13 protein-coding genes are annotated in these 19,970 nt (G+C 66.0%); 4 read left to right on the forward strand and 9 right to left on the reverse strand.

Translation table 11 applies throughout. From position 1 onward, the window contains the following. The first annotated feature begins 105 nt into the window (after positions 1-105). Together ACQY68_RS03375 and ACQY68_RS03380 are read left to right on the forward strand one after the other, a co-directional pair. Positions 106-2,319, forward strand: a complete 2,214-nt coding sequence (locus tag ACQY68_RS03375) for an AGE family epimerase/isomerase (RefSeq protein WP_428151628.1) — start codon at positions 106-108, stop codon at positions 2,317-2,319. A 110-nt stretch (positions 2,320-2,429) separates the two neighbouring features. After that, positions 2,430-6,074 carry a DUF4214 domain-containing protein gene (locus ACQY68_RS03380; RefSeq protein ID WP_428151629.1) on the forward strand — a complete coding sequence of 1,215 codons (3,645 nt, stop codon included), beginning with the start codon at positions 2,430-2,432 and terminating at the stop codon, positions 6,072-6,074. Positions 6,075-6,123: 49 nt separating this feature from the next. On the opposite strand, the gene ACQY68_RS03385 is transcribed toward ACQY68_RS03380, so the two are convergent. Genes ACQY68_RS03385 through ACQY68_RS03415 form a run of 7 tightly spaced genes read right to left on the reverse strand, consistent with a single transcriptional unit; the run spans position 6,124 to position 13,540 of the window. After that, positions 6,124-7,080 carry a class I SAM-dependent methyltransferase gene (locus ACQY68_RS03385; protein WP_428151630.1) on the reverse strand — a complete coding sequence of 319 codons (957 nt, stop codon included), beginning with the start codon at positions 7,078-7,080 and terminating at the stop codon, positions 6,124-6,126. Positions 7,081-7,088: 8 nt separating this feature from the next. Then, the gene (locus ACQY68_RS03390) at positions 7,089-7,952 is read right to left on the reverse strand and encodes an FkbM family methyltransferase (protein ID WP_428151631.1); all 864 of its coding nucleotides are present in this window, start codon (positions 7,950-7,952) and stop codon (positions 7,089-7,091) included. Between the two features lie 2 nt (positions 7,953-7,954). After that, a complete protein-coding gene (locus ACQY68_RS03395; RefSeq protein WP_428151633.1) occupies positions 7,955-8,617 on the reverse strand; it encodes a hypothetical protein in 663 nt (220 codons plus the stop codon). Then, complete coding sequence (locus ACQY68_RS03400) at positions 8,617-9,735, reverse strand: glycosyltransferase family 4 protein (protein ID WP_428151634.1); 1,119 nt, start codon at positions 9,733-9,735, stop codon at positions 8,617-8,619. Before ACQY68_RS03400 ends, ACQY68_RS03395 begins: the two co-directional genes overlap by 1 nt. A 2-nt stretch (positions 9,736-9,737) precedes the next feature. Continuing rightward, entirely contained in the window at positions 9,738-11,525 is a 1,788-nt protein-coding gene (locus ACQY68_RS03405; protein ID WP_428151635.1) for a glycosyltransferase, read from the reverse strand. A 56-nt stretch (positions 11,526-11,581) separates the two neighbouring features. After that, positions 11,582-12,553, reverse strand: a complete 972-nt coding sequence (locus tag ACQY68_RS03410) for a GDP-mannose 4,6-dehydratase (RefSeq protein ID WP_428151636.1) — start codon at positions 12,551-12,553, stop codon at positions 11,582-11,584. A gap of 3 nt (positions 12,554-12,556) precedes the next feature. Next, complete coding sequence (locus tag ACQY68_RS03415; protein ID WP_428151637.1) at positions 12,557-13,540, reverse strand: GDP-mannose 4,6-dehydratase; 984 nt, start codon at positions 13,538-13,540, stop codon at positions 12,557-12,559. Positions 13,541-13,752: 212 nt separating this feature from the next. Here ACQY68_RS03415 and ACQY68_RS03420 point away from each other — a divergent pair, with 212 nt between their 5' ends. Further along, a complete protein-coding gene (locus tag ACQY68_RS03420) occupies positions 13,753-14,520 on the forward strand; it encodes a class I SAM-dependent methyltransferase (protein ID WP_428151638.1) in 768 nt (255 codons plus the stop codon). Here ACQY68_RS03420 and ACQY68_RS03425 read toward each other — a convergent pair. Further along, on the reverse strand, positions 14,517-15,404 hold the full coding sequence (locus ACQY68_RS03425) for a hypothetical protein (protein WP_428151639.1): 888 nt from the start codon (positions 15,402-15,404) through the stop codon (positions 14,517-14,519). The genes ACQY68_RS03420 and ACQY68_RS03425 overlap by 4 nt on opposite strands. A 13-nt stretch (positions 15,405-15,417) precedes the next feature. Beyond that, positions 15,418-17,262 (reverse strand): glycosyltransferase family 4 protein, encoded by a 1,845-nt coding sequence (locus tag ACQY68_RS03430; protein WP_428151640.1) that lies wholly within the window; start codon positions 17,260-17,262, stop codon positions 15,418-15,420. Positions 17,263-17,418: 156 nt separating this feature from the next. Between ACQY68_RS03430 and ACQY68_RS03435 the strand changes: the two genes are divergently transcribed. Beyond that, complete coding sequence (locus tag ACQY68_RS03435) at positions 17,419-19,962, forward strand: glycosyltransferase family 2 protein (RefSeq protein ID WP_428151641.1); 2,544 nt, start codon at positions 17,419-17,421, stop codon at positions 19,960-19,962. Positions 19,963-19,970: the final 8 nt, after the last annotated feature.

The following is a 19,970-nucleotide window of genomic DNA, read 5'->3' on the forward strand; positions in this document are numbered from 1 at the left end:
CGCCTAACCCCCTGATCCTTCGGCACGTTGTTTGCCCCAGTCAAGGGCGTCGCACAACGTGGCGGAGCCGTTTGCCAAACTCCGCATTCCGGCTAAAGCACCGTCATGGCGCTTTATCCTGTGATCATGTGCGGCGGAGCCGGGACGCGATTGTGGCCGGCGTCGCGGCCATCGCGGCCGAAGCAGTTCATCCCGCTGGCCGGTAACCGGTCGCTGTTCCAGGAAACGGTCGCGCGGGTCGCCCCCCTGGCCGGCGGCGACGGCAAGCTGATCATCGTCGGAGGCCTGCGTCACCGCGACTGGATCGTCGATCAGCTGAACGAACTCGAGATCGAGGCCCAGGTCCTGCTGGAGCCCGAAGCGCGGGATTCGGCCGCCGCCATGGCCGCCGCCGCCGCCTGGGCCGCGCGGCACGACCCGCAGGCGATCATCGCCTTCGTCGCCTCCGACCACCACATCCCCGATCATGAGGCCTTCCGCCAGGCGGTGATCGTCGCGGCCGTCGGCGCCGCCGAGGGACGCATCGTCACGCTCGGGGTCACGCCCTCCGAGGCGTCGCAGGCCTATGGCTACATCAAGCCGTCGGGGCGCGGATTGTCTGCGGTCGACTCGTTCGTCGAGAAGCCGGACCGGACCCAGGCGCAGGCGTATATCGACGCCGGCTATCTGTGGAACAGCGGCAATTTCATCGTCGCCGCCGGGGCGCTGATCGACGAACTGACGGCCCATGCGCCGGCGGTGCTGGACGCCGTCCGGTCGGCCTTGCTGGACGAGACATCCGGGACCGTGCAGACGCTGGGATCGGCCTTCGCGGCCTCGCCGAAGATCTCCATCGACTATGCGGTGATGGAAAAGACCGCCCGCGCCTCGGTGCTGGAAGTCGACTTCGCCTGGTCGGATCTGGGCGCGTGGGATTCCATCGCCGCCTCGGGCGAGGGCGACACCGGCCAGCATATCCTAGAAGACTCCGAGGGCTGTCTGGTCCGTGCGCCCGACGGCATCCTGGTGGCCGCTCTCGGCGTGCGGAACCTGGCCATCGTGGTCGAGGAGGACGCGGTCCTGGTCTGCGACCTGTCGCAGTCGCAGGGCGTCAAGAAGGTGGTCGACCGGATCAGGGCGACCTCGCCGCGCCATCTCGATTTCGCGCCGGCGCCGCAGGAGGATCTGGCCGGGGGCGCGGTCCGGTTCGCCGACTGGATGCGGCTGAGAGCCCTGCCGGTCTGGTCGACGCTGGGCCAGGCCGCGAACGGGGGCTTCGCCGAGGTTCTGTCGCTGGACGGGCGGGCGCTGACGCTGCCGCGCCGGGCGCGGGTGCAGGCGCGTCAGATATTCGTCTACGCCAACGCCGGGATGAACGGCTGGCAGGGGCCGTGGCGCGGCATCGTCGAGCGCGGCCTCCAGCGGCTGTACACCGACTATCTGAGACCCGACGGACTGTGCCGGACCACCCTGACGCCCGAGGGGGCGCCGCTGGACGAGACGGCCCACCTCTACGACCAGGCCTTCGTCCTTTTCGCCCTGTCGGCGGCGAAGAGCGCGGGCGTCGACGATCCGACCCTCGAAGACCGGGCGGTCAAGCTGCGCGACGCCCTGCTGGCGGCCGGGCCGGCGACCGGCGGCCTGATCGAGGCGGGGGACCGGCCCTACCAGTCCAACGCCCACATGCACCTGCTCGAGGCCTGCCTGGGCTGGGAAGAGGCGGGCGGCGACGCCGGGTGGACCGCACTGGCCGACCGGGTGGTCGATCTGGCCCTGACGAAATTCATCGACGCAGAGGGCGGATTCCTGCGCGAGTTCTTCGGGTCCGACTGGGCGCCGGCGGCGGGCGAGGACGGCCGGCTGGTCGAACCCGGACACCAGTTCGAGTGGGCCTGGCTGCTGACGCGGGTCGGTCGGTCGCGGGGCCGGACCGATGTGACGCAGGCGGCCCGGCGGCTGTACGCCGCGGGTCGCCGCGGGATCTCAGAGCGACCGATGATCGCCGTCGACGCGCTGAACGACGATGGAACCGTGCGCAGCCGCCGGGCCCGACTGTGGCCCCAGACGGAATGGCTGAAGGCCTCGCTGATCCTGGCCGAGACGGCGACCGACGGCGAACGCCAGCGGCTGATGGACGATGCGGCGACAGCGCTGAGGGCGCTGTGGCTGTACCTGACGCCGGACGGGCTGTGGCGCGACAAACGCCTGCCGCAAGGCGGTTTCATCGACGAGCCGGCGCCGGCGAGCTCGCTCTATCATATCGCCGCGGCCTTCGGTCAGCTGGCCGAGACGGGACGTGTCGAGGGGCTGCGCGGGATGTCCGATCTCAGCCTCGGGTAGGCGGCGCGAAACGCGGTTCACCGTGAGTTGTTCCATAAACCACCTGCTCCGCTTGTGACCGGCCCTGCATTCGCTAGGGTGGCGGTTCACGTAAGCAGAGTGCGAACATCATGACCGCTGCCCTGGCGCTGCAAGACCTGGATCTCTTCTCGGGCAACGCCCGCTCGTTCGGGACCGAGGGTCCGAGCGGTTTCGGCGATGTCGGCGGCTATACGCCCTGCGGCTGCTGCGGGAGCTTCCACGCGATCTTCGACGGGGGCGAGGGACCTCTGGGCCTGATCAATGCCGACGATCGCGGCGGCTTCGGTCCCAACGGCAAGATTTCGCTGACGACGACCGGCGCGGGATCGCAGATCACGCGCCAGAACCTGGCCTGGACCACGACGCTGGGCCAGCCGGGGACCGTCACCTTCGCCTTCCGCTCGACCGCGCCGACCACGATGCCGTCCGACACGGCCGGCTTCACCCGCTTCACGGATGCGCAGATCACCGCCACCCTGCTGGCTCTGGCGTCCTGGTCCGAAGTGGCCAACATCACGTTCACGCGGGTGGACGCCGGCGACGGTTTCTCCGACGGCGCCACCATGCTGTTCGGCAACTATTCGTCGGGTTCCGACGGCGCGGCCGCCTTCGCCTATCTGCCCGCCACCCGGGCCGACAGCAGCAGCAGCGGCGACGTCTGGATCAACAACAGTTTCTCCTACAACGCAACGCCGGTGCTGTTGGGTTACGGCCAGCAGGTGCTGACCCACGAAATCGGCCACGCCATCGGCCTGTCGCACCCGGCAGCCTACAATGCGGCGCCCGGCGTCTCCCTGACCTATGCGGCCAACGCAGGCTATTTCGAGGACAGCCGCCAGTATTCGGTCATGAGCTATTTCCAGGAGACGAACACCGGGGCCAGCTTTGGCGTCGGCAGATATTCCTCCGCCCCGCTCATGGACGATATCGCCGCCGCCCAGCGGCTGTACGGCGCCAATATGACGACCCGCACGGGCAACAACACCTACGGCTTCAACTCCAACGCCGGCCAGGCGTGGTTCAGCGCGACCTCCTCGTCCTCGGTCCTGATTTTCGCGGTGTGGGACGCCGGCGGGACCGACACCTTCGACTTCTCGGGTTATAGCGCCACCCAGGTCATCGACCTGCGCCAGGGCAGTTTCTCGAATGTCGGCAACCTGATCGGCAATGTTTCCATCGCCCTCGGCGCGGTGATCGAGAACGCCATCGGCGGCGCGGGCGCCGACACGATTTTCGGCAGTTCCGGCGACAACGTCCTGACGGGCGGGGCGGGCAACGACCGGATCGACGGCGGACTGGGCTCCGACACCGTCGTCTTCAGCGGCAATCGCTCGCAATACACGATCACTTACAACGGCGCGACGGCTACGGTCAGCGGCCCGGACGGCATCGACACCATCTCGAACGTCGAATTCCTGCGCTTCGCCGACCAGACCATCGCTGCGTCCTTTACCGGCGGGCTGAACGTCAGCGGCGACATCCTCAACAACACCATGACTGGCACGGCGTCCGCCGACACCCTGAACGGCCTCGGCGGCAACGACACCCTCTCCGGCCTCGGCGGCGCGGACACGCTGGACGGCGGCTCGGGCGATGACAACATCTCGGGCGGCGACGGCGACGACTTCCTGATCGGCGGCCTGGGCAATGACACGCTGAACGGCGGGAACGGCTTCGACCAGGCCAGCTATGCGGGCGCCAGCGGCGGCGTCACGGTCAACCTGACCACCGGAGCGGCGAGCGGCGCAGCCGGCTCGGACACGCTGACCGGCATCGAATGGGTCCTCGGCAGCGCCTTCGCCGACACCCTTACCGGAAGCGCCGGAAACGACCGTCTGGACGGCAACGGCGGCAACGACACGATCCGCGCCGGCGCCGGCGACGATTTCATCACCGCAGGTGCTGGCGCCCAGACGGGGGGCGCCCCCGATATCGTCAAGGCGCGGGCGACGGCCAATGCGACGACCGAAACCGCGATCGGGCTGGATGGATCGTTCGACCTGCTGGCGAACGCGGAAATCGCCAACTCGACCACCATCCCTCACGCGACCATCAACGCGACCGCTCACGGCGGCCTGGAATACTATGCCTTCACCGTCGCGGCCGGTCAGACGATCACCCTGGATATCGACAACGGCTCGTTCGACACCACGCTCAGGCTGTTGAACGCCGCCGGGGCCGAGTTGGCCAGCAACGACGACTCGACACCCGATGGCGGCCCGGCCACAGACTCCCAGCTGACCTTCACGGCGACCACAGCCGGCGTCTATTATGTCGTGGTCGGGCAGTGGGAAGCGAACTCCGGCTCCACCTTTACCAGCGTCGCGCCGACGGCGGGCGGCACCTATACGCTGCACGTCTCGGTGGCCAACCACGCGGTCGTGCCCCTGACCCTGACGGGATCGACCCTTTACGGCGAGGCCGGCAACGACACGATCATCGGCGGGTCGGCCAACGACACCCTGGTCGGCGGGGCCGGCAACGACTCCCTGAACGGGGGCGCGGGTGTGGATTCGGCAGGCTTCAGCGGTCTCCGGCGTCAGTACACGGCCAGCTCGACCTCGGTCAGCGGCGGGAGCGACGGCACGGATACCCTGGTCAGCATCGAGAATGTCGTCTTCGTCGATGGTGCGTTGACCTTCGACGTCGACAGCCAGGCGGCCCAGGTCATGCGTCTGTACGACGCCGCCCTGGACCGGCAGCCGGATCAGGGCGGGTTCGAGTCCCTGCTCGATGCGATGGAGCGTGGTCAGACCCTCGACTCCCTGGCCGGCGCCTTCCTGGCCTCGGCCGAGTTCCAGGGCCGCTACGGCGGGCTGAGCAACCAGCAATACGTCGAGCAACTGTACCGCTTCTGCCTGAACCGCGAAGGCGACCCGAACGGTGTCGCCGGCTGGGTCAACCAGCTGAACGCCGGAACGAGCCGCACCAGCGTGCTGGTCTTCTTCTCGGAGAGCGCCGAGCATCGGTCCCTGACCAGCGCGACCCTGCAAGCGGGCCTATGGGTCGCCAACGAAGCCGCACTGACGATCGCGCGCCTCTACGACGCCACCTTCGATCGTCTGCCTGACCCGGGCGGGCTGGCCGCCTGGACCACCAACCTGCAGAACGGGATGCCGTTGCTGTCGATCGCCCAGGCCTTCGCCAGTTCAGCGGAGTTCCAGTCGCGTTACGGCACGGTGTCCAACGGCCAGTTCATCACCCAGATGTACCAGTTCTGCCTGAACCGGAATCCGGACCAGGCCGGTTACGATAACTGGGTGGCCCAGCTGAACAGCGGCGTCAGCCGCGCCCAGATGCTGATGCTGTTCTCCGAAAGCGCCGAGCATGTCGATCTGACCCGGCCCTCATGGCTCGGCGGAATCCGCTACGACGGGTATGTCGGCGCCCCGGTCGAGGACGCGACGAAGCCGTCGACCGACTTCGGACCGCAGGTCTCGCCGCAGGCGGATCATCACGCTGCGAACGACCACGATGCCTTCGTCTGGCCGGCGATCGACACCGCACCCACTGTGACGGTCGATGCGGCGACGCATGATACGGCGGCGCGTCTGAGCTGGATGGAAGGTCTGTCGCACGACGAAATGCCGACCGCAGATTTCAACCCGTTCGTCTCGGACCAGCCCGTGGCGTTCGTTCGTCCGGATCATCTGCCGGATACCGAACTGGACGGCCTCGGCCTCGGCCACGGCCCGTGGAACGGTCCGGCCCATCTGAACGACTGGTTGATCTAGGTCGCGCCCGGCGCCGAACCGTCCTGGTTCGGCGCCGACAAGCCGCGGATCAGGGTTTGGTGGCGAAGAAGGTGTTGGACCCGAAGATGCCGATCATCGGGTCCGGGGAGATGTCGCGCAGGACCAGGCCGTTGTCGGAGATGAGTTTCAGCACGACGGCCGGCGGCAGGCTGTGCAGTTCCATCACGGGATGGCTGGTGGTCAGATATTCGTCGATATCGAAACGATATCCGGCCATCGAGGTTGGAATCTGGAAGAAGGCCGCGCCGCCCGGCCGTATACGCTTAAGTATGGCGTTCAGGGTGAATTTCTGGACCGGTGGCGAATTGTGCTGGAGCACCAGCACCGAATAGAAGAAGTCGATCGGCGGGAAGTTCTCGAAGTCGGTGGGATCGGAGACCAGTCTGGTCTCGACGTTGTCGATCCCCTGAGCCTTCATGTACTCGTCGCACAGCCGGAGATTTCCAGGCGAGATATCGACGGCGATCACACGTTCGAACCGCTTGGCCAGGTGCGCGGTGATTCGCCCCACACCGCAGCCCAATTCCAGACAGACCCCACGCCCGGCCGACGCGCCGCTGCGCCTCTCATAGATATCGACCAGAACCGCCATGTCATGGCCTGACCGGTTGAACTCAGCCAGCGCCACCTCATCCAGCTTGTCGGCCCTGAACTCGTCGCTGGTCAGAACGGACCAGTGTGGTTCCGTCTCGCCGAGCGCCGTCCACTGTTCGCGGATGCGCTCCATCAGGATGCGTAGCTGGTCCGGTGTGACGGTGTGGTGGATAGAACTGAAATCCTCCATCAACGTACGCCGCAGCTGACCCATGATGCCGCCGCTCTTGCCGTTGAACTCGTCGCTCGCCAGCAGGGCCGCCCAGAAGGACTCGCGAGTGCGATGCGCACCTCGCTGCTGTTCGATCACCGTGTCCGACTCGACCGAACGCCCCAGCACACGTTGATAGCCCTCTCGAATGTCGTCGGCGGTCAGTTCGGACGAATCCATGAGATATCCTATTCGGCGGTGTGCTGGAGAATCAGATTGGCCACGGTCTGGCCGACCAGAGTGTAGGACTGTCGAACAGCCTCGGAGAGCGGCAGATCGGTCAGGGCTTTTACGGTGAAGTCGTGCGAAGCCTCAATGATCACCCACCTTGGTCTATAGTCGAAATTACCGACCAGGTCGTTCAGCACCTTGATATCCTCGCCCTCGATATCGATCGAGATCAGATCGAAGTCCGCGGGGATGCGCAGCGCCTGCAGCGATTCCCCAAGGCGTCGGACCTCGACAGCAACGGCGCCCGTGATCGGCCCCCACCCGCTCGCCGCTTCCGGGTTCAGGGACGACACATCGTCGTTCACGCCCAGGTGAAAAACGGCCTCGCCATTGTAGTCTGATACAGCGGCCTGGATGAGCTCATAGTCCAGCCCCTCGAACTCGGCCCTGATCGGCTCGATCAGATTGGGGTTCGCCTCGTATAGCACCCCGCGCCAGCCGAAACTGCGCATCAGATCATAGGAGTTGGACCGCTCTCGACCGCGGGCGCCGACGTCGACCACGATGCGATGCCGGGCATTCGTGTTGACCCAGAGTTGCAACAAGATTTCGAGTTCGCCGAATTGAGTCTGATCGTTCAGAAGTTTGGCCGGGTCCTGCCGCGGCGTCGACGCATGGTACTCGTCCGATCCCAGAACTTCCCTCAGAATGTCCGCCAGGCTGCTCGTTCCGGCGGCGAGCCGATCAATCTTGTCCTGGGCGCCCGCATCCAGCCCGCGGCGGAAAACGCCGTCGTAAACCGCAGCTACCTGCGCTCGGGCGTCGTCCTTCGATAACGGCTGCTGCATTCTGAGTTCACTCGCGCTGCGGAGCAGCCTCAATGTCAGATGAGCAAGGCTCGATCAAACTTAAATCTGGTCTGGAACGGGCCGGGGATGCCCTGTACCGCGTTCGACTCTAACTCTTCGCTGGCCATCATCTCGCCGAGGAAGGTCGCGACCTCGATCAATGTCATTGTTTCTCCTCCCCATCCTTCGATAACGCTCGAATCCGGATCCCGGTCGAACAAGGTCTGGTACGTTGCGAACAGGAAGCTGACGCTGCCATGACGCCGCATGTGATCGTGGCCGAACACCGCCAGTTGCTGGACGTCAGGGCAGGAATCCTCGCTCCTCACGAGGGCGAGAAGTTCGGCCACAGTCACTTGGGTGACGGTGCGCGAGGATTTTTCCACCGCGCTGACATCAACCGCGGGTTTCATCAGCACGGCATTGCTCACGCCGCAGCGGACCTGAATCTGGCCCCCAAGGGCGAGGGCCTGGGCCAGGCCTGGCAGGCGGAAGCCGCACCAGCCCAGACGCACGCCCGCAGTTTCCGCCTCTTCCGAAAAGCGGGCGGCGCGAACATGGCTGATCGCGGTGTCGCCGGCGAACAGGGCGACGCTGGAGGGCAGGAGCCCCCTGGCCGGCGCCGCGTATCCCTCGATCGCGCCGTCGACGATCCCGGCCGAGAAGGAGACCACGGGGGCGTAGTGGATGACCGACATCACTGTTCCTTGATCCAGGCCGCCACGGCCGGATAGCAGTTCTTCCAGCTGTAGGGAGCCGCGCGGGCGGTGAGATCCGAAAGCGACTGGGCCGAGGCCCGCGTCTGGGATGCGCGAAGCTCGGCGAACTTCATCGCCCGGGCGAATTCATAGCCTTCCTGCGGATTGAAGAAGAAGCAGTTCTCGGGCGCCACCTCGGGAATGGAGGAGCTGTTGGAGCAGACGGTCACCACGCCCATCGCAGCGGCCTCGAGCACCGGCAGGCCGAAGCCTTCGAAGAATGACGGATAGACGCAGAAGGCCGCGTTCAGAAGCAAAGCCGCCTTTTCGGCCTCCGAAACATAGCCCGTGAAGACCACGCGGTCGCGCGATACGCCCGCAGCCGCCAGAGAGTCCATCAGTCTCTGACGACCATCGAGCCAGCCCTCGCGGCCGACGAACACGGTGCGGAAGCGATTGGCGAAATGCGGCTGCTCGGCGAGATAGTCCAGAACGATCCGGCCGTTCTTGCGAGGCTCGAGTGTGCCGAGCACGGCGATATAGGGCTCCACTTCCAGCCCCGGCCGGAAGCTGAGACTCGCGGCGGTGAGGTCCACCGGATCGAACTGGACCCCGAGCCGGATGACGGACAGCCGGTCCTTTGGAACGCCGAAATAGGCGTGAACGTCGCCAAGAGTCGCATTTGAAACGCAGAACAGATGGTCGGAGGATGCGATGTCCTCACGGATTCTGTTGGCGAAATGGTTGATGTTGTCCCGGTTGTGGAACTGCGGAGTCAGGAGGGGGCTGAGATCGTGGATAATGCTGGCTTCACGACCGAAGAACCGGCGCACCGGCTTGATATTGGGGAAGATGCAGGCCGCCTCCGCGGCGCGCTGCGGATCGATGGAGGCCTTGTCCCAGACTAACGCTTCCAGTTTGCCCAGTCCGCCCTGCCCCGATCGCCGGGTGAGAAACTCACGTACCCACGCCTCTGGCACCTCAAGGGTATCAAAAACGAAACCCCACTCGATATCCGGATCGTTCAGCGCGCCTTCGGCCAAGGCGGCCACCACGTTCGGAATCCCGGTCCACGTGGCTTCGAAAAGCGCGCCGATTTCGAGGAAAGCCTTGCGCATGATCAGGCTTCCGCTCCAGCGGCCATTCGACCGACGACGTCTTTCAATGCCGAGTCGAACGATCCGGCGCCAAACGTTTCCCCGACCGTCCGGATCGCGGCCCGGGAAAGGTCGCCATAGGCCTCGTCGCCCAAGGCGATCGCCTGCTCCATCGCAGCGGCGACATCGTCAGACGAGCAATAGTGTGTCGTCGCGCCGTAGAGGCCATACCGGGCGGTGAGTTTGCGATCGAGCGCGCCCTTGCGCGACGGGATCACGATCGCGTTGTCCTCGCGGATGTAGTCCGCCATCGCCGTATGATCCACCGAGACCGGGACGACGCCGCGGCTCATGGCCTCGATCAGCGGCAGATTCTGCCCTTCGCCGTATGACGTGCAGAGATAGAAGTCGGAGAGGTCGTACAGATTGTTCAGCTCTTCGCGCGTGAGAACCTGGTCCGTGACCCAGATGCGTTCGCTGACTACCGGAGGGACCATGTCGCCCGGAGTGAAGAGCTGCTCCTTCATGAAGATCTGGTTGAGCGGCTCCCCTCCCCGATGGGGCGTCGACATCTTGAGCAACAGCAGCGCATCGGGATGGTCAACGCTCACGGCCATGAACGCGTCAACCATGGCCTTGGCGTTCTTGCGCATGTCGTGGATGTTGAAGACGCTCAGGAAGATCTTCGGCGGTTGCGGCGCGTCGGAGTTCTGGACCACGGCGCGCAGGCTCGACCGGCGGCTGGCTGCGGCCAGGTTGAGAGACGGCTGTATGGCGGGCACGATGGCCATCGGCTGCCACGGACCGATGCCGACCCTTGATGCGACCTTGTCGATCTGCGCCCACGTTCTGGTCGGGGACCTTGGTTGGGTCGCCAGGTTTTCGAGCATGGGCGCGCTCACGAGGCGGACGGGTCGTGTGACGCCGCTGAGGGTGATGGCATCCACCCCGGCCTGAGACGGCGCCCAGATCTCGTCGGCGATGTTGAGCATCGTGACCGGGTCGGCGAAGGCGTGATAGCTCGTCTGCTCCGCCGGGGTGCGTAACCGGTCGAACTCCCAGGCGCAGCAATCTATGTTGTAGGCGCCCTTCAACAGCCGCATGCCCTCGGGCGGATAGAAGCCCAGGTGGATGTTGTGGGCCGCGCCGGATCGCGCCTGGATGTCGGCTATGTATTCGGGATGGTGAATGACCGAATGGTCGATGCCCAGCGCTTCCAGCGCCTGAAGGAATCCCCGCATCGCGAAGGCGTAGGAATAATCGGATTCACCGAGACTGGCGCCAACCGCCGATTTGTCGTTTTCCGCGATCCGGCCAACGGCGACGGACAGGAAGACATGGAGTCCTTCGCGCTCGGTCCCGTGAGGCGCGTCCCAGAAGATCTGGGAGTTGTCGGTCTTCTTCAGCAAGCCCAGTTCGAAAACGATGCCTTCCTGGTCCGGGTGGTCGAGCCGCCGGGCCTCCTGGAAGAAGGCCGTGGCCGCGCGTGTCCGGCCCATGATCTTGGACAGATGGCCGAGCTGAAGAATGATCTCCGGATCGAGCGGCTTGAGCGCGAGGGCCCGGTTGTAGGCGTCCTCGGCCCGCTTGTGGAATCCGGTCTCCTTGAGCGTGTGACCGTACTGCAGCCACGCCCCCGAGGATTCCGGGCTCTTTTCGCAGATGAGCCGGCGATAATAGAGATCGACGTTCCAGTCCTGACGCGCGCGGGCGGCGCTGGCGAGGGTGGAGAGGCTGTGCGACGTGGCGGACCCCGGCGAGGTCGCGGCCTTCACCGTCCGGCGGGCGGCGCCGACAATCTTGTCTCGCATGCGGTTCAGCTTCCCTTGCCAGCCCTTGGGTAACGGGAGCCTTAGCGATATTTCAGTCATTCAGGCAAGCTCGCCGAATCTGACGATGCCAGCCTTAACCTTTGATAATCCAGAACAGATACTGCCGTTCTTTCGAACGGGATGGTCGTCCGCCAGTCGAACGCGTCGCGGATCCTGGAAAAATCTCCTTGGGCCGCGGGGATATCCGAAGCCCGAAGGCGCGCGGGGTCGGAGACGACCCGGACAGGCACGCGCGCCTGTTCGACCAGCAGATCCAGAATGCTGCGGATCGAACGGACGCTTCCGGAGCCGACGTTGTAGCGGACCGGGACCGGCGGCGGGTCAGTCCGGGCGATCGCAAAATAGGCGGCGACGATATCCTGGACATCCGAGAAGTCGCGTTTCGCCTCCAGATTTCCCACCCGGATCACAGAATTCCCGCCCGCTTCCGCGGCCGCAATCTGGGCGGCGAAGGCGGGCACGACGAACCGCTCGTCCTGACCGGCGCCCGTATGGTTGAAGAGGCGCAAGAGGGTCAGGGAAAAGCCGTCGCCCGCCAGATCTTCCAGCAGATGTTCAGCCGCGAGCTTGCTTTTGCCGTAGGTCGACGCCGGCTGCGCCGGGGTGTCCTCGGAGCACGGTCCGTCGAGGAAGGCTCGCCCGTAAACCTCGGCGGTGGAGGCGAAAATGAAATGCACCGGCTCGCCCGTTCGGCGCGCGGCCCGGGCAAGGTTACGCGTGCCGATCAGGTTCACGTCCCATGTCGCGCCCGGCGCCCGGCCAGCGTCGGCCACGGACGAGGCGGCGGCGAGATGGACGATGGTACGGGGTCGGGTCTTGGAAACGATCCGCATCAGCGCCTGCTCGTCCAGCAGATCGGCCGTCACCTGTCCGGGCGCGTCCGGGCCGCCCAGCGCCGTGACCGAGGCCTCCGTCGCCAGACGCCGGACCAGATGTCGCCCTACGAAGCCCGAGGCGCCGGTCACCAGAATGCGGTCGAGGTCCTCCTCTGAAGACGCCGCGGCCACGGTTCAGGTCCGGTCGCGATGGCGGGCGAGATCCGCGTCCACCATCTCGCCGATCATCTGCTCTAGCGAGATCAGCGGGCTCCACCCCAGAATTCGGTGCGCCTTGGCGGCGTCGCCATGAAGGGTCTCGACCTCGGCGGGACGCAGGAAGGCCGGATCGATGCGGACGTAGTCGTCCGCGTTCAGATCGACGTGAGCGAAGGCGGCGCTCAGGAAGTCGCGAACGGTGGTGGTCCGTCCGGTGGCCACGACGTAGTCGTCCGCCACAGGCTGCTGCATCATCAGCCACATCGCCCGGACGTAGTCCCTGGCGTGGCCCCAGTCGCGCCTGGCGTCCAGATTACCCATCCTCAACTCGTTCGCCTGGCCCAGCTTGATGCGGGCGACCGCGTCGGTGATCTTGCGGGTCACGAACTCCAGCCCGCGCAGCGGGGACTCGTGATTGAACAGGATGCCCGAAGAGGCGTGCATGCCGAAGCTCTCGCGATAATTCACCGTCGACCAGTGCGCGAAAACCTTGGCGGCGGCGTAGGGAGACCGTGGATAGAAGGGGGTAGTCTCGCTCTGGATCGGTTCCCGTATGAGACCGTACATCTCGGACGACGACGCCTGGTAGACGCGCGCTTCCGGGGCCTCCAGGCGAACCGCTTCAAGCACGTTGAGCGCGCCAACGCCGGTGACCTGGGCGGTCAGGACGGGCTGGTCCCAGGACGTCTTCACGAAGGACTGCGCCGCCAGATTGTAGACTTCGTCAGGTCGGGCGTCCCTCACGATGCGGCACAGACCGCCCAGGTCCAGCAGGTCGCCGTCGACGATTTCGATGTGGTCGGCGATCCCCAGCCAGTCGAGCCGGTGCGTCGAGACGCCGAAATGGCTGGACCGACGCGCGACGCCGAGAATTCGATAGTCCTTCTCAAGCAGGAGTTGGGCGAGGTAAGCGCCGTCCTGTCCGGTGACGCCCGTGATGACCGCGCATTTCTTTGCCATTTCGCCTGTCGTCCCGTCCGCCCAAGGGCGTTGTTTGCAACCGGGCCGCCCGGAAGACAACCCTTCTCCGCCCGCCCGCTCGCGTGGCGATCGCAGGGGCGGCGGCCTTGTATGACTGGACTTGCCGGAAGCGGGACTTGTAGAGAATTCCGCGCCGAGGCCCGCGTCCCGCCGGTCTCAGCGCCGGGGCCTCTCATTCCATGACAACGGACATGTTCCGCCCTGTGCAGCCCTGGCGTCAGCCCGAGCGATCCGACTGCATTTTCTACCACACGATGGAGTTCGCCGGAGAGCCGGTGATCAAGGGCGGCTGGGACATCCGCGGCCATTTCCCGAGCTACATCGGTGGCTACGACATCACCGGCAAGACCTTGCTGGACGTGGGAGCGGCATCGGGGTTTCTCAGCTTCGAGGCGGAACGGGCCGGCGCGATCGTGACGTCGATGGAGGCGCGTTCCGGGGCCGATTTCACGCAGGTGCCGCACCTCGACAGCGGCTATCTGAACGACCGGCCGGCGTTCGTGACCGAAACGGATGAGATCCTGCGCAAGCTGAAGAACTCCTACTGGTACGGCTGGTACAAGACCGGAAGCCGTGCGGACGTCGTCTATGCGCCAATCAACGCTGCCGGAACGTGGGACCGGCGATTCGACGTGGTCCTGGCCGGCGCGATCACCGAGCATCTGTCCGACCCTGTGACGGCGATCGGCAACCTGTCGGTCCTGGCGCGGGAGGCGGTCATCATCGCCTTCGATCCGGTGGTCGACAGCGAGGATATGACGCTGACGGCGGGGCCGAACTGGCTGAACCTGGCGCCCCGGCAGGATCACACCTGGTATTTCCTGTCGCGCGGTCTCTATCGCCGCGTCTTCGAGAACCTGGGCTTCGACGTGCGGTTCGAGCAATCCTGGGCCGTGCCGCTGTTCGCAGGCGGCGCCGAGCCGACCCCGCGCACGACCGTGATCGCCACCCGCCGCTAGAAGAGCCGGGGGTTTCTCCAGCCCTGGACGCCGTCCACCGAGATCATCGGAACCGGATGATTGATGTCCAGGAAGGCCGGACGCTCCATGTCCAGCTCCCAGCCGGCCGCAATCATGAGGTCGAACAGGCGCCCCTCGATCTGGCGGCTATGGGTGCCGATCAGCACATAGGCGACCTTTTCGACGAGGACCTCCATGCAGGCTTCGACCACTCCGACCTCGCCGCCCTGGATGTCGATATGGACCAGGTCGATGCGGGGCTCCGCGGCCGCGATGTCCCCCAGGGCGATCATCGGCAGGGCGACGTAGCGACCGCTGGCGACGAGATTCTGCGCCTCCTCCTCTCCCGCGTCGAAGCGGGGCTCCAGGCCCCAGGATCCGCCGGGCTGGTCCTGCGTCGGAAACAGCGCCGTTCCGGAACGGCCGGCGGCGATGCCGGTGACGAGGGTCCACTCGCTCTCGGCGAAGCCGTTCTCGGCCAGGCTCTGTTTCGCCATCTCGATGTGGCCGGCGTCGCCTTCAACACCGATGACATGCACGGATTTCCCCGTCCGCCGGGCGATGACGCCGAGGTTGGTCATCCAGCAGCCCCAGCCGCAGCCCAGCTCGATCATGGTGAAGCGCGGGCCGCTCAGATCGACGGCGCGGAAGGCGGCGCCCCACTCGGCCAGGTCGGCATGCCAATTGTTGGGCATCGGCGCCGCCTCGATCTTTCCGGTCATCGGCTCCAGCGCCGGCGGGAAGACCCGGGGATCGATGGCGACGCCGAGGAAGTTCATCACCCGACCCTCGCGCGCCTTGAACGGCGGCTGGTTCATCGCGTGACGCGTCACGGTCTCCACTGCGTCGAAGCGTGAATGATAGTGCCAGAACCGGGTTCGCATCGGTTTCCCCCTGTCAGTCGACGGCGTCGGGCGGCGTCGGGCGATGAGTGGCGGCCCTGAGCATCATGCCTTCCAGCAGATCCATCCGGGCGACCACGTCCGAGACAGGCGCATAGCCCATGGCCGAGAACCCCATCCCCAGATCCCTGTCGTCGCCCTCCGGCCGGGGATAGTCGCCGGAAATTTCGAAGGTCAGGCGACAGACGCCGCCCTCCCCGACATGGCCCAGCACCTGAAACAGGGCCCCGGGCTCCACGGGGAGACGAAGGGCGACGGGACGCAGGCGCGGCTGGCCCGGGGACGGGTCGAGCATCAGGGTCGCGACGGCGTCGCCAAGAATGCCGGTGGAAAAGGCCGCGATGTCGACCTGGATCGCCTCGCCTTCGGGCAAGGATGTCTGGAAGATCATCTCGCCCGCCGACCCGCGCATCCAGGCCCCGATCAGTTCGGGGCCGTAGAAGGAGTGCGCCATGAGGAAACGTGTCGCACGGTCCTGACGCCAGCGATGTCGGGAGGGGGGCAGGAAGGCATCCGACGGGCGATAGACGACCCCCGAATCGAGGATGGCGAGGCCGATCGGCGTGGGCGGCGCGTGGCGAAGATCCTCCAGGCAGGCCATGAATTCGTCGGCCACCTGATCCCACGTCCGCGCCGTGAAATTATCGGCGATGTTGCGTTCGCGCGTCGTCAGATAAGCCCGGTCCTGAATGAGCCGACCGATCGCCCGGACCCCGTCCTGCAGGTTCAGCGGATCGAGATAATCCACGAAGTCCCCGCCCACTTCCGGGATCGAGGCTGTGTCGGAAGCCACGCACATCTTGCCGGCCGCCAGGCTCTCGCCGACCGGCAGGCCCCAGCCCTCGACGAAGCTGGTGAAGATCGTGAACAGGCTGTGCTCGTAGACGGCCGCCAGTTCGGTGTCGGAGAGGTCATGGACCAGGTGGACGCGGCCATCCAGGTTGTCCGTGCCCTGCAGCACGTCGAGCAGTCCGGTGATGCGCCAGCCCTTGCGGCCCGCCAGTACCAGGTCGGGCACATCCACGCCGGCATCGATCAACTGACGCCATACGTTGACGGCGTATACATGGTTCTTGCGCCCCTCGATGGTCGAGACGAAGGCGACGTATTCCCGTCCCTTCAGCCGTTGCATCGCGCTCGGCCAAGTTCCCGCGGCCGACGGCTGCAGCGTCATCGCGTGCGCCAGCCGAACGGTGCGGATCGGCGGCTGGTACGGGCTGTGTTCGCTCAGGAAGCGCGACAGCTCCCGGTTGGTGTGGTCGGAGATCGCCATGAAGAAGTCCGCCACCAGACAGAGATCGAGCAATGCGGCGGAGAAATCACGCACCAGATAGGCGTCGCAGAATTCGGGATGGGTCAGCGGGATGATGTCGTAGATGTAGACGCCGATCCTGACGCCGGACCGCTTCAGCGAGAAATAGCGATCGACGGTGTTCTCGTGGCTCCAGAAACTTCCCAGCAGGATGACGGAACTGCCGGGACGAGGCGTGACAGGCGTGGCGGCGTCGCTGCATTGGGCCAGCAACGCATGAAGCCGGTCGTGATCGACGACCTCGCCGTTCACATAGTCGATCAACTGGGCCAGGTCGCCGCTGTCGAGCTCGCGGAACCTGGGATCTTCTCCCGGAACGGGGGCGTCGACGATGATGAAACGCGCGTCGCCGCCGCGTCGCTCGATCAGGCTTCTGGCGATGTTGGACTGCACCCGCTGGATGCCGGTCAGGGTGTCGTGCTGCGACAGGAAGGACATGAGGTCCGTCAGGGCGAAGAAGACGTCCTTGTTCCCCGACTGTCGGGGCTGGGCCTTGTCGCGGGCGGGAAGCTTTCTAGACGACGTCATCCTTGAAACCCTGGCGTGGGCGAACGGCGCCCTGTGCAGCGATCCATAGCGGCTGTTCGGTCACGCACAAGGCGCCCCGCCCGAGGAAGCCAGGGCGCCTATCGACGCCGGCTCGCGCCGCGACTAGGTTCGCCCCGATCAAGCGTCGAGAAGAGAATGAGCCTGGACAAAGCCTCCTCCCCGAGCCGGCAGGCGGTCTCGAGCGATGTCGTCCAGTTCTATCGACTCGTTCACAATCGGGAGCCGGAGTCCGACGGCGTGGTCGAGGCGTTCGTCGGTCTCGATCTTGAGGTCGTGGCGGCGGCCTTCTTCGCTTCGGGCGAGTTCGTCGACCGGGTCATCGGCGGCGCAGGACGTGGCGAGACCGTCTGGGGTATCGACACGCCGCCGCCCTCGCAGGATCTGATCGACTGGTCGATAGAGACCCTTCCGCTTTCGACGCAGGGGCGCGACGCGTTTCTGGCCTGGGCCGACTCGTGGCCGGGCGTCTATTTCGTCCTCCTGTCGGACCCCACCTTCAAATCCGCCATTCCTGAGCTTGAGGTTCCCGCCGGTGCATTGGCGCGACTGAAAGGGCTTGCCGGTCGGATCGCCAGCGTGGAGCGTATCGACGCGTCGATCATGTCGGGCTGGGTCATGAGCCGGGGCCCCGATGCCGAGCCGGCGGCACTGGAAGTCTGGGCCGGGGACGTCTTCATCGCCGCCGGGCGAGCCGACCGCTTCCGACGCGATGTTCAGGACATGCTCGGCGGCGACGGGCTCGTAGGGTTCGAGATTCGGCCGGACCTGAACCTGCGGGGGGCCGGTCCTTTGCGGATAGAGGTCCGGATCGCCTTGACCGGCGAACGTATCGGCGAAGGCCGGATTCAGATCGCGTCCGCCCCCCCGACGGGCCTTGATCAATTGCGCGCGGAGGTGGCTGCCGTTCGCGCCACGCTCGAGCGCCTCGAGCAGACCCTTCCCGTCGTGACCTCGAGCCTGGGCCGACCGATGGCCGACTATGGCGACTATTTCGAGGAATGGGTCCGGCGGCCCGTGGTGGTCCATGGCGACGATCTCGCCCTGACCGTCGTCCTCGACGCGGTCGGAGCGAGCGCTTTGGCGTTGGACCGGAGTGCGCGAAGCATCCAGTCGCAGTCGGGGTCGGGCGACCGGCTCGTCATGCTCGTCGACCCGTCCCTGGCCAATCAGGCGAAGGAGATCGCCAATCGGGGCGGCTGGCGCGGACAGGGCCTTACGTCGTCGATCGTCACAGAGGAAACCGACCCGGGCGCGCGTCTTCGCGAGGCCTTGTCCGCGGAGCCCGGCGGCGACGTGATCGTCCTTGTCGACGCCGATGTCATCCTGAGCGGCGTCGCCCTGACCCTGGTCGCCGAGGCGTTCGCCACTTCGGAAGGTCTCGGGGCCGTCTACGCCGACGAGGACCGGCTGGATCCGGAGGACGAGGGGGAGGCCGGTCGTCGACGGCATATCGATCCCGTGCTGAGGCCGGGCTACGATGACGATCTGCTGTTTCAGCTTCCCTACGTCGGGACAACGCTGGCGTTTCGCCGCTCCGAACTTGATGCGCTGGACGTCCACCCCGGATGCGAAGGTCTGCACGGCTGCGATCTGGTGCTGAGGCTGGGCGACCGGCCGGGCGCCGTCGGTCATATCGCCTCGGTGCTCGCGACCCGCGGCGCGGCGCGAACGCTGGATGGCGACGGTCAGGCCTGGGCGCGGTGCGTGCGGCGGGAATCGGCGCGCCGGGGCCGCAAGGTCGAGGTCGAGCCAAAGGTCGATATTCTCGGAGCGAAGATCCCGGGAGCGGTCCGGATCCGCCACGCGGTGGGCGACGCGCGGGTTTCGGTGATCATCCCGACACGCGATCGCATGGACCTTCTCAAGCCCTGTATCGACAGCATCCTGACGCACCGTGGAGCCAACCGCTGCGCGCTCGAGCTGATCATCATCGATCACGAGAGCCGGGAGCCCGGGACGCGGACCTGTCTCGAGGGTCTGGCTGCAGCAGGCGACGCGAAGATCGTCCCCTTCCAGGGCGTCTTCAACTGGGCCCTGATGAACAACCTGGCCGCAGCCGACGCGACGGGCGAGGTGCTGGTCTTTCTCAACAACGACACGGTGGTCCTGTCTCCCGACTGGCTCGATGAACTCGCGTCCCAGGCGCTGCGGCCGGAGGTCGGCGTCGTCGGGGCCCGTCTGTTGTATGCGGACGGCACGATCCAGCACGCCGGCTTCGTGTCCCGAGATGGCAACAAGGACTTCCTGATCCACGACGGCGTCGGGGTCGCGGGGTCCGATGGCGGCTATCTGGGTCGACACGCCCTGGTTCACGCCAGCCCAGTGGTCACGGGCGCCTGCATGGCCGTCAGGACCGAGGTGTTCCGCAAGCTGGGCGGCTTCGATTCCGCCAACTTCCCGCTGGAGGGCAATGACGCGGATCTTTGCTATCGCGCCCGCGCCGAGGGACTGTCGGTCCTCTACGATCCCTGGGCGACCCTGTACCATCTGGAGTCCAAGACCCGGGGCTTCAGCGTCTCCGGCGAGGACCGGACGACGTCCCTGGCGGCCCAGGCCCTGTTGAGGGAACGGTGGGTCGACCGGTTCGGCAAGGACGCCGGGTTCAATCCCCATTTCGACCGGACGGGCCGGCCGTTCGAGCGCCTCAGGCCGCCCTCGCCGGACTTTCTTCTGGCCTGATCCGGGGC

The sequence above is a fragment of the Brevundimonas sp. genome (genome assembly GCF_965278935.1).
Classification (GTDB): domain Bacteria; phylum Pseudomonadota; class Alphaproteobacteria; order Caulobacterales; family Caulobacteraceae; genus Brevundimonas.

Excerpts from the sequence above, each read along its gene's own strand:
- ACQY68_RS03375 (WP_428151628.1), top strand. The coding sequence starts at position 106 with ATGGCGCTTTATCCTGTGATCATGTGCGGCGGAGCCGGGACGCGATTG.
- ACQY68_RS03380 (WP_428151629.1), top strand. The coding sequence starts at position 2,430 with ATGACCGCTGCCCTGGCGCTGCAAGACCTGGATCTCTTCTCGGGCAAC.
- ACQY68_RS03385 (WP_428151630.1), bottom strand. The coding sequence starts at position 7,080 with ATGGATTCGTCCGAACTGACCGCCGACGACATTCGAGAGGGCTATCAA.
- ACQY68_RS03395 (WP_428151633.1), bottom strand. The coding sequence starts at position 8,617 with ATGTCGGTCATCCACTACGCCCCCGTGGTCTCCTTCTCGGCCGGGATC.
- ACQY68_RS03400 (WP_428151634.1), bottom strand. The coding sequence starts at position 9,735 with ATGCGCAAGGCTTTCCTCGAAATCGGCGCGCTTTTCGAAGCCACGTGG.
- ACQY68_RS03405 (WP_428151635.1), bottom strand. The coding sequence starts at position 11,525 with ATGCGAGACAAGATTGTCGGCGCCGCCCGCCGGACGGTGAAGGCCGCG.
- ACQY68_RS03415 (WP_428151637.1), bottom strand. The coding sequence starts at position 13,540 with ATGGCAAAGAAATGCGCGGTCATCACGGGCGTCACCGGACAGGACGGC.
- ACQY68_RS03420 (WP_428151638.1), top strand. The coding sequence starts at position 13,753 with ATGTTCCGCCCTGTGCAGCCCTGGCGTCAGCCCGAGCGATCCGACTGC.
- ACQY68_RS03425 (WP_428151639.1), bottom strand. The coding sequence starts at position 15,404 with ATGCGAACCCGGTTCTGGCACTATCATTCACGCTTCGACGCAGTGGAG.
- ACQY68_RS03430 (WP_428151640.1), bottom strand. The coding sequence starts at position 17,262 with ATGACGTCGTCTAGAAAGCTTCCCGCCCGCGACAAGGCCCAGCCCCGA.
- ACQY68_RS03435 (WP_428151641.1), top strand. The coding sequence starts at position 17,419 with ATGAGCCTGGACAAAGCCTCCTCCCCGAGCCGGCAGGCGGTCTCGAGC.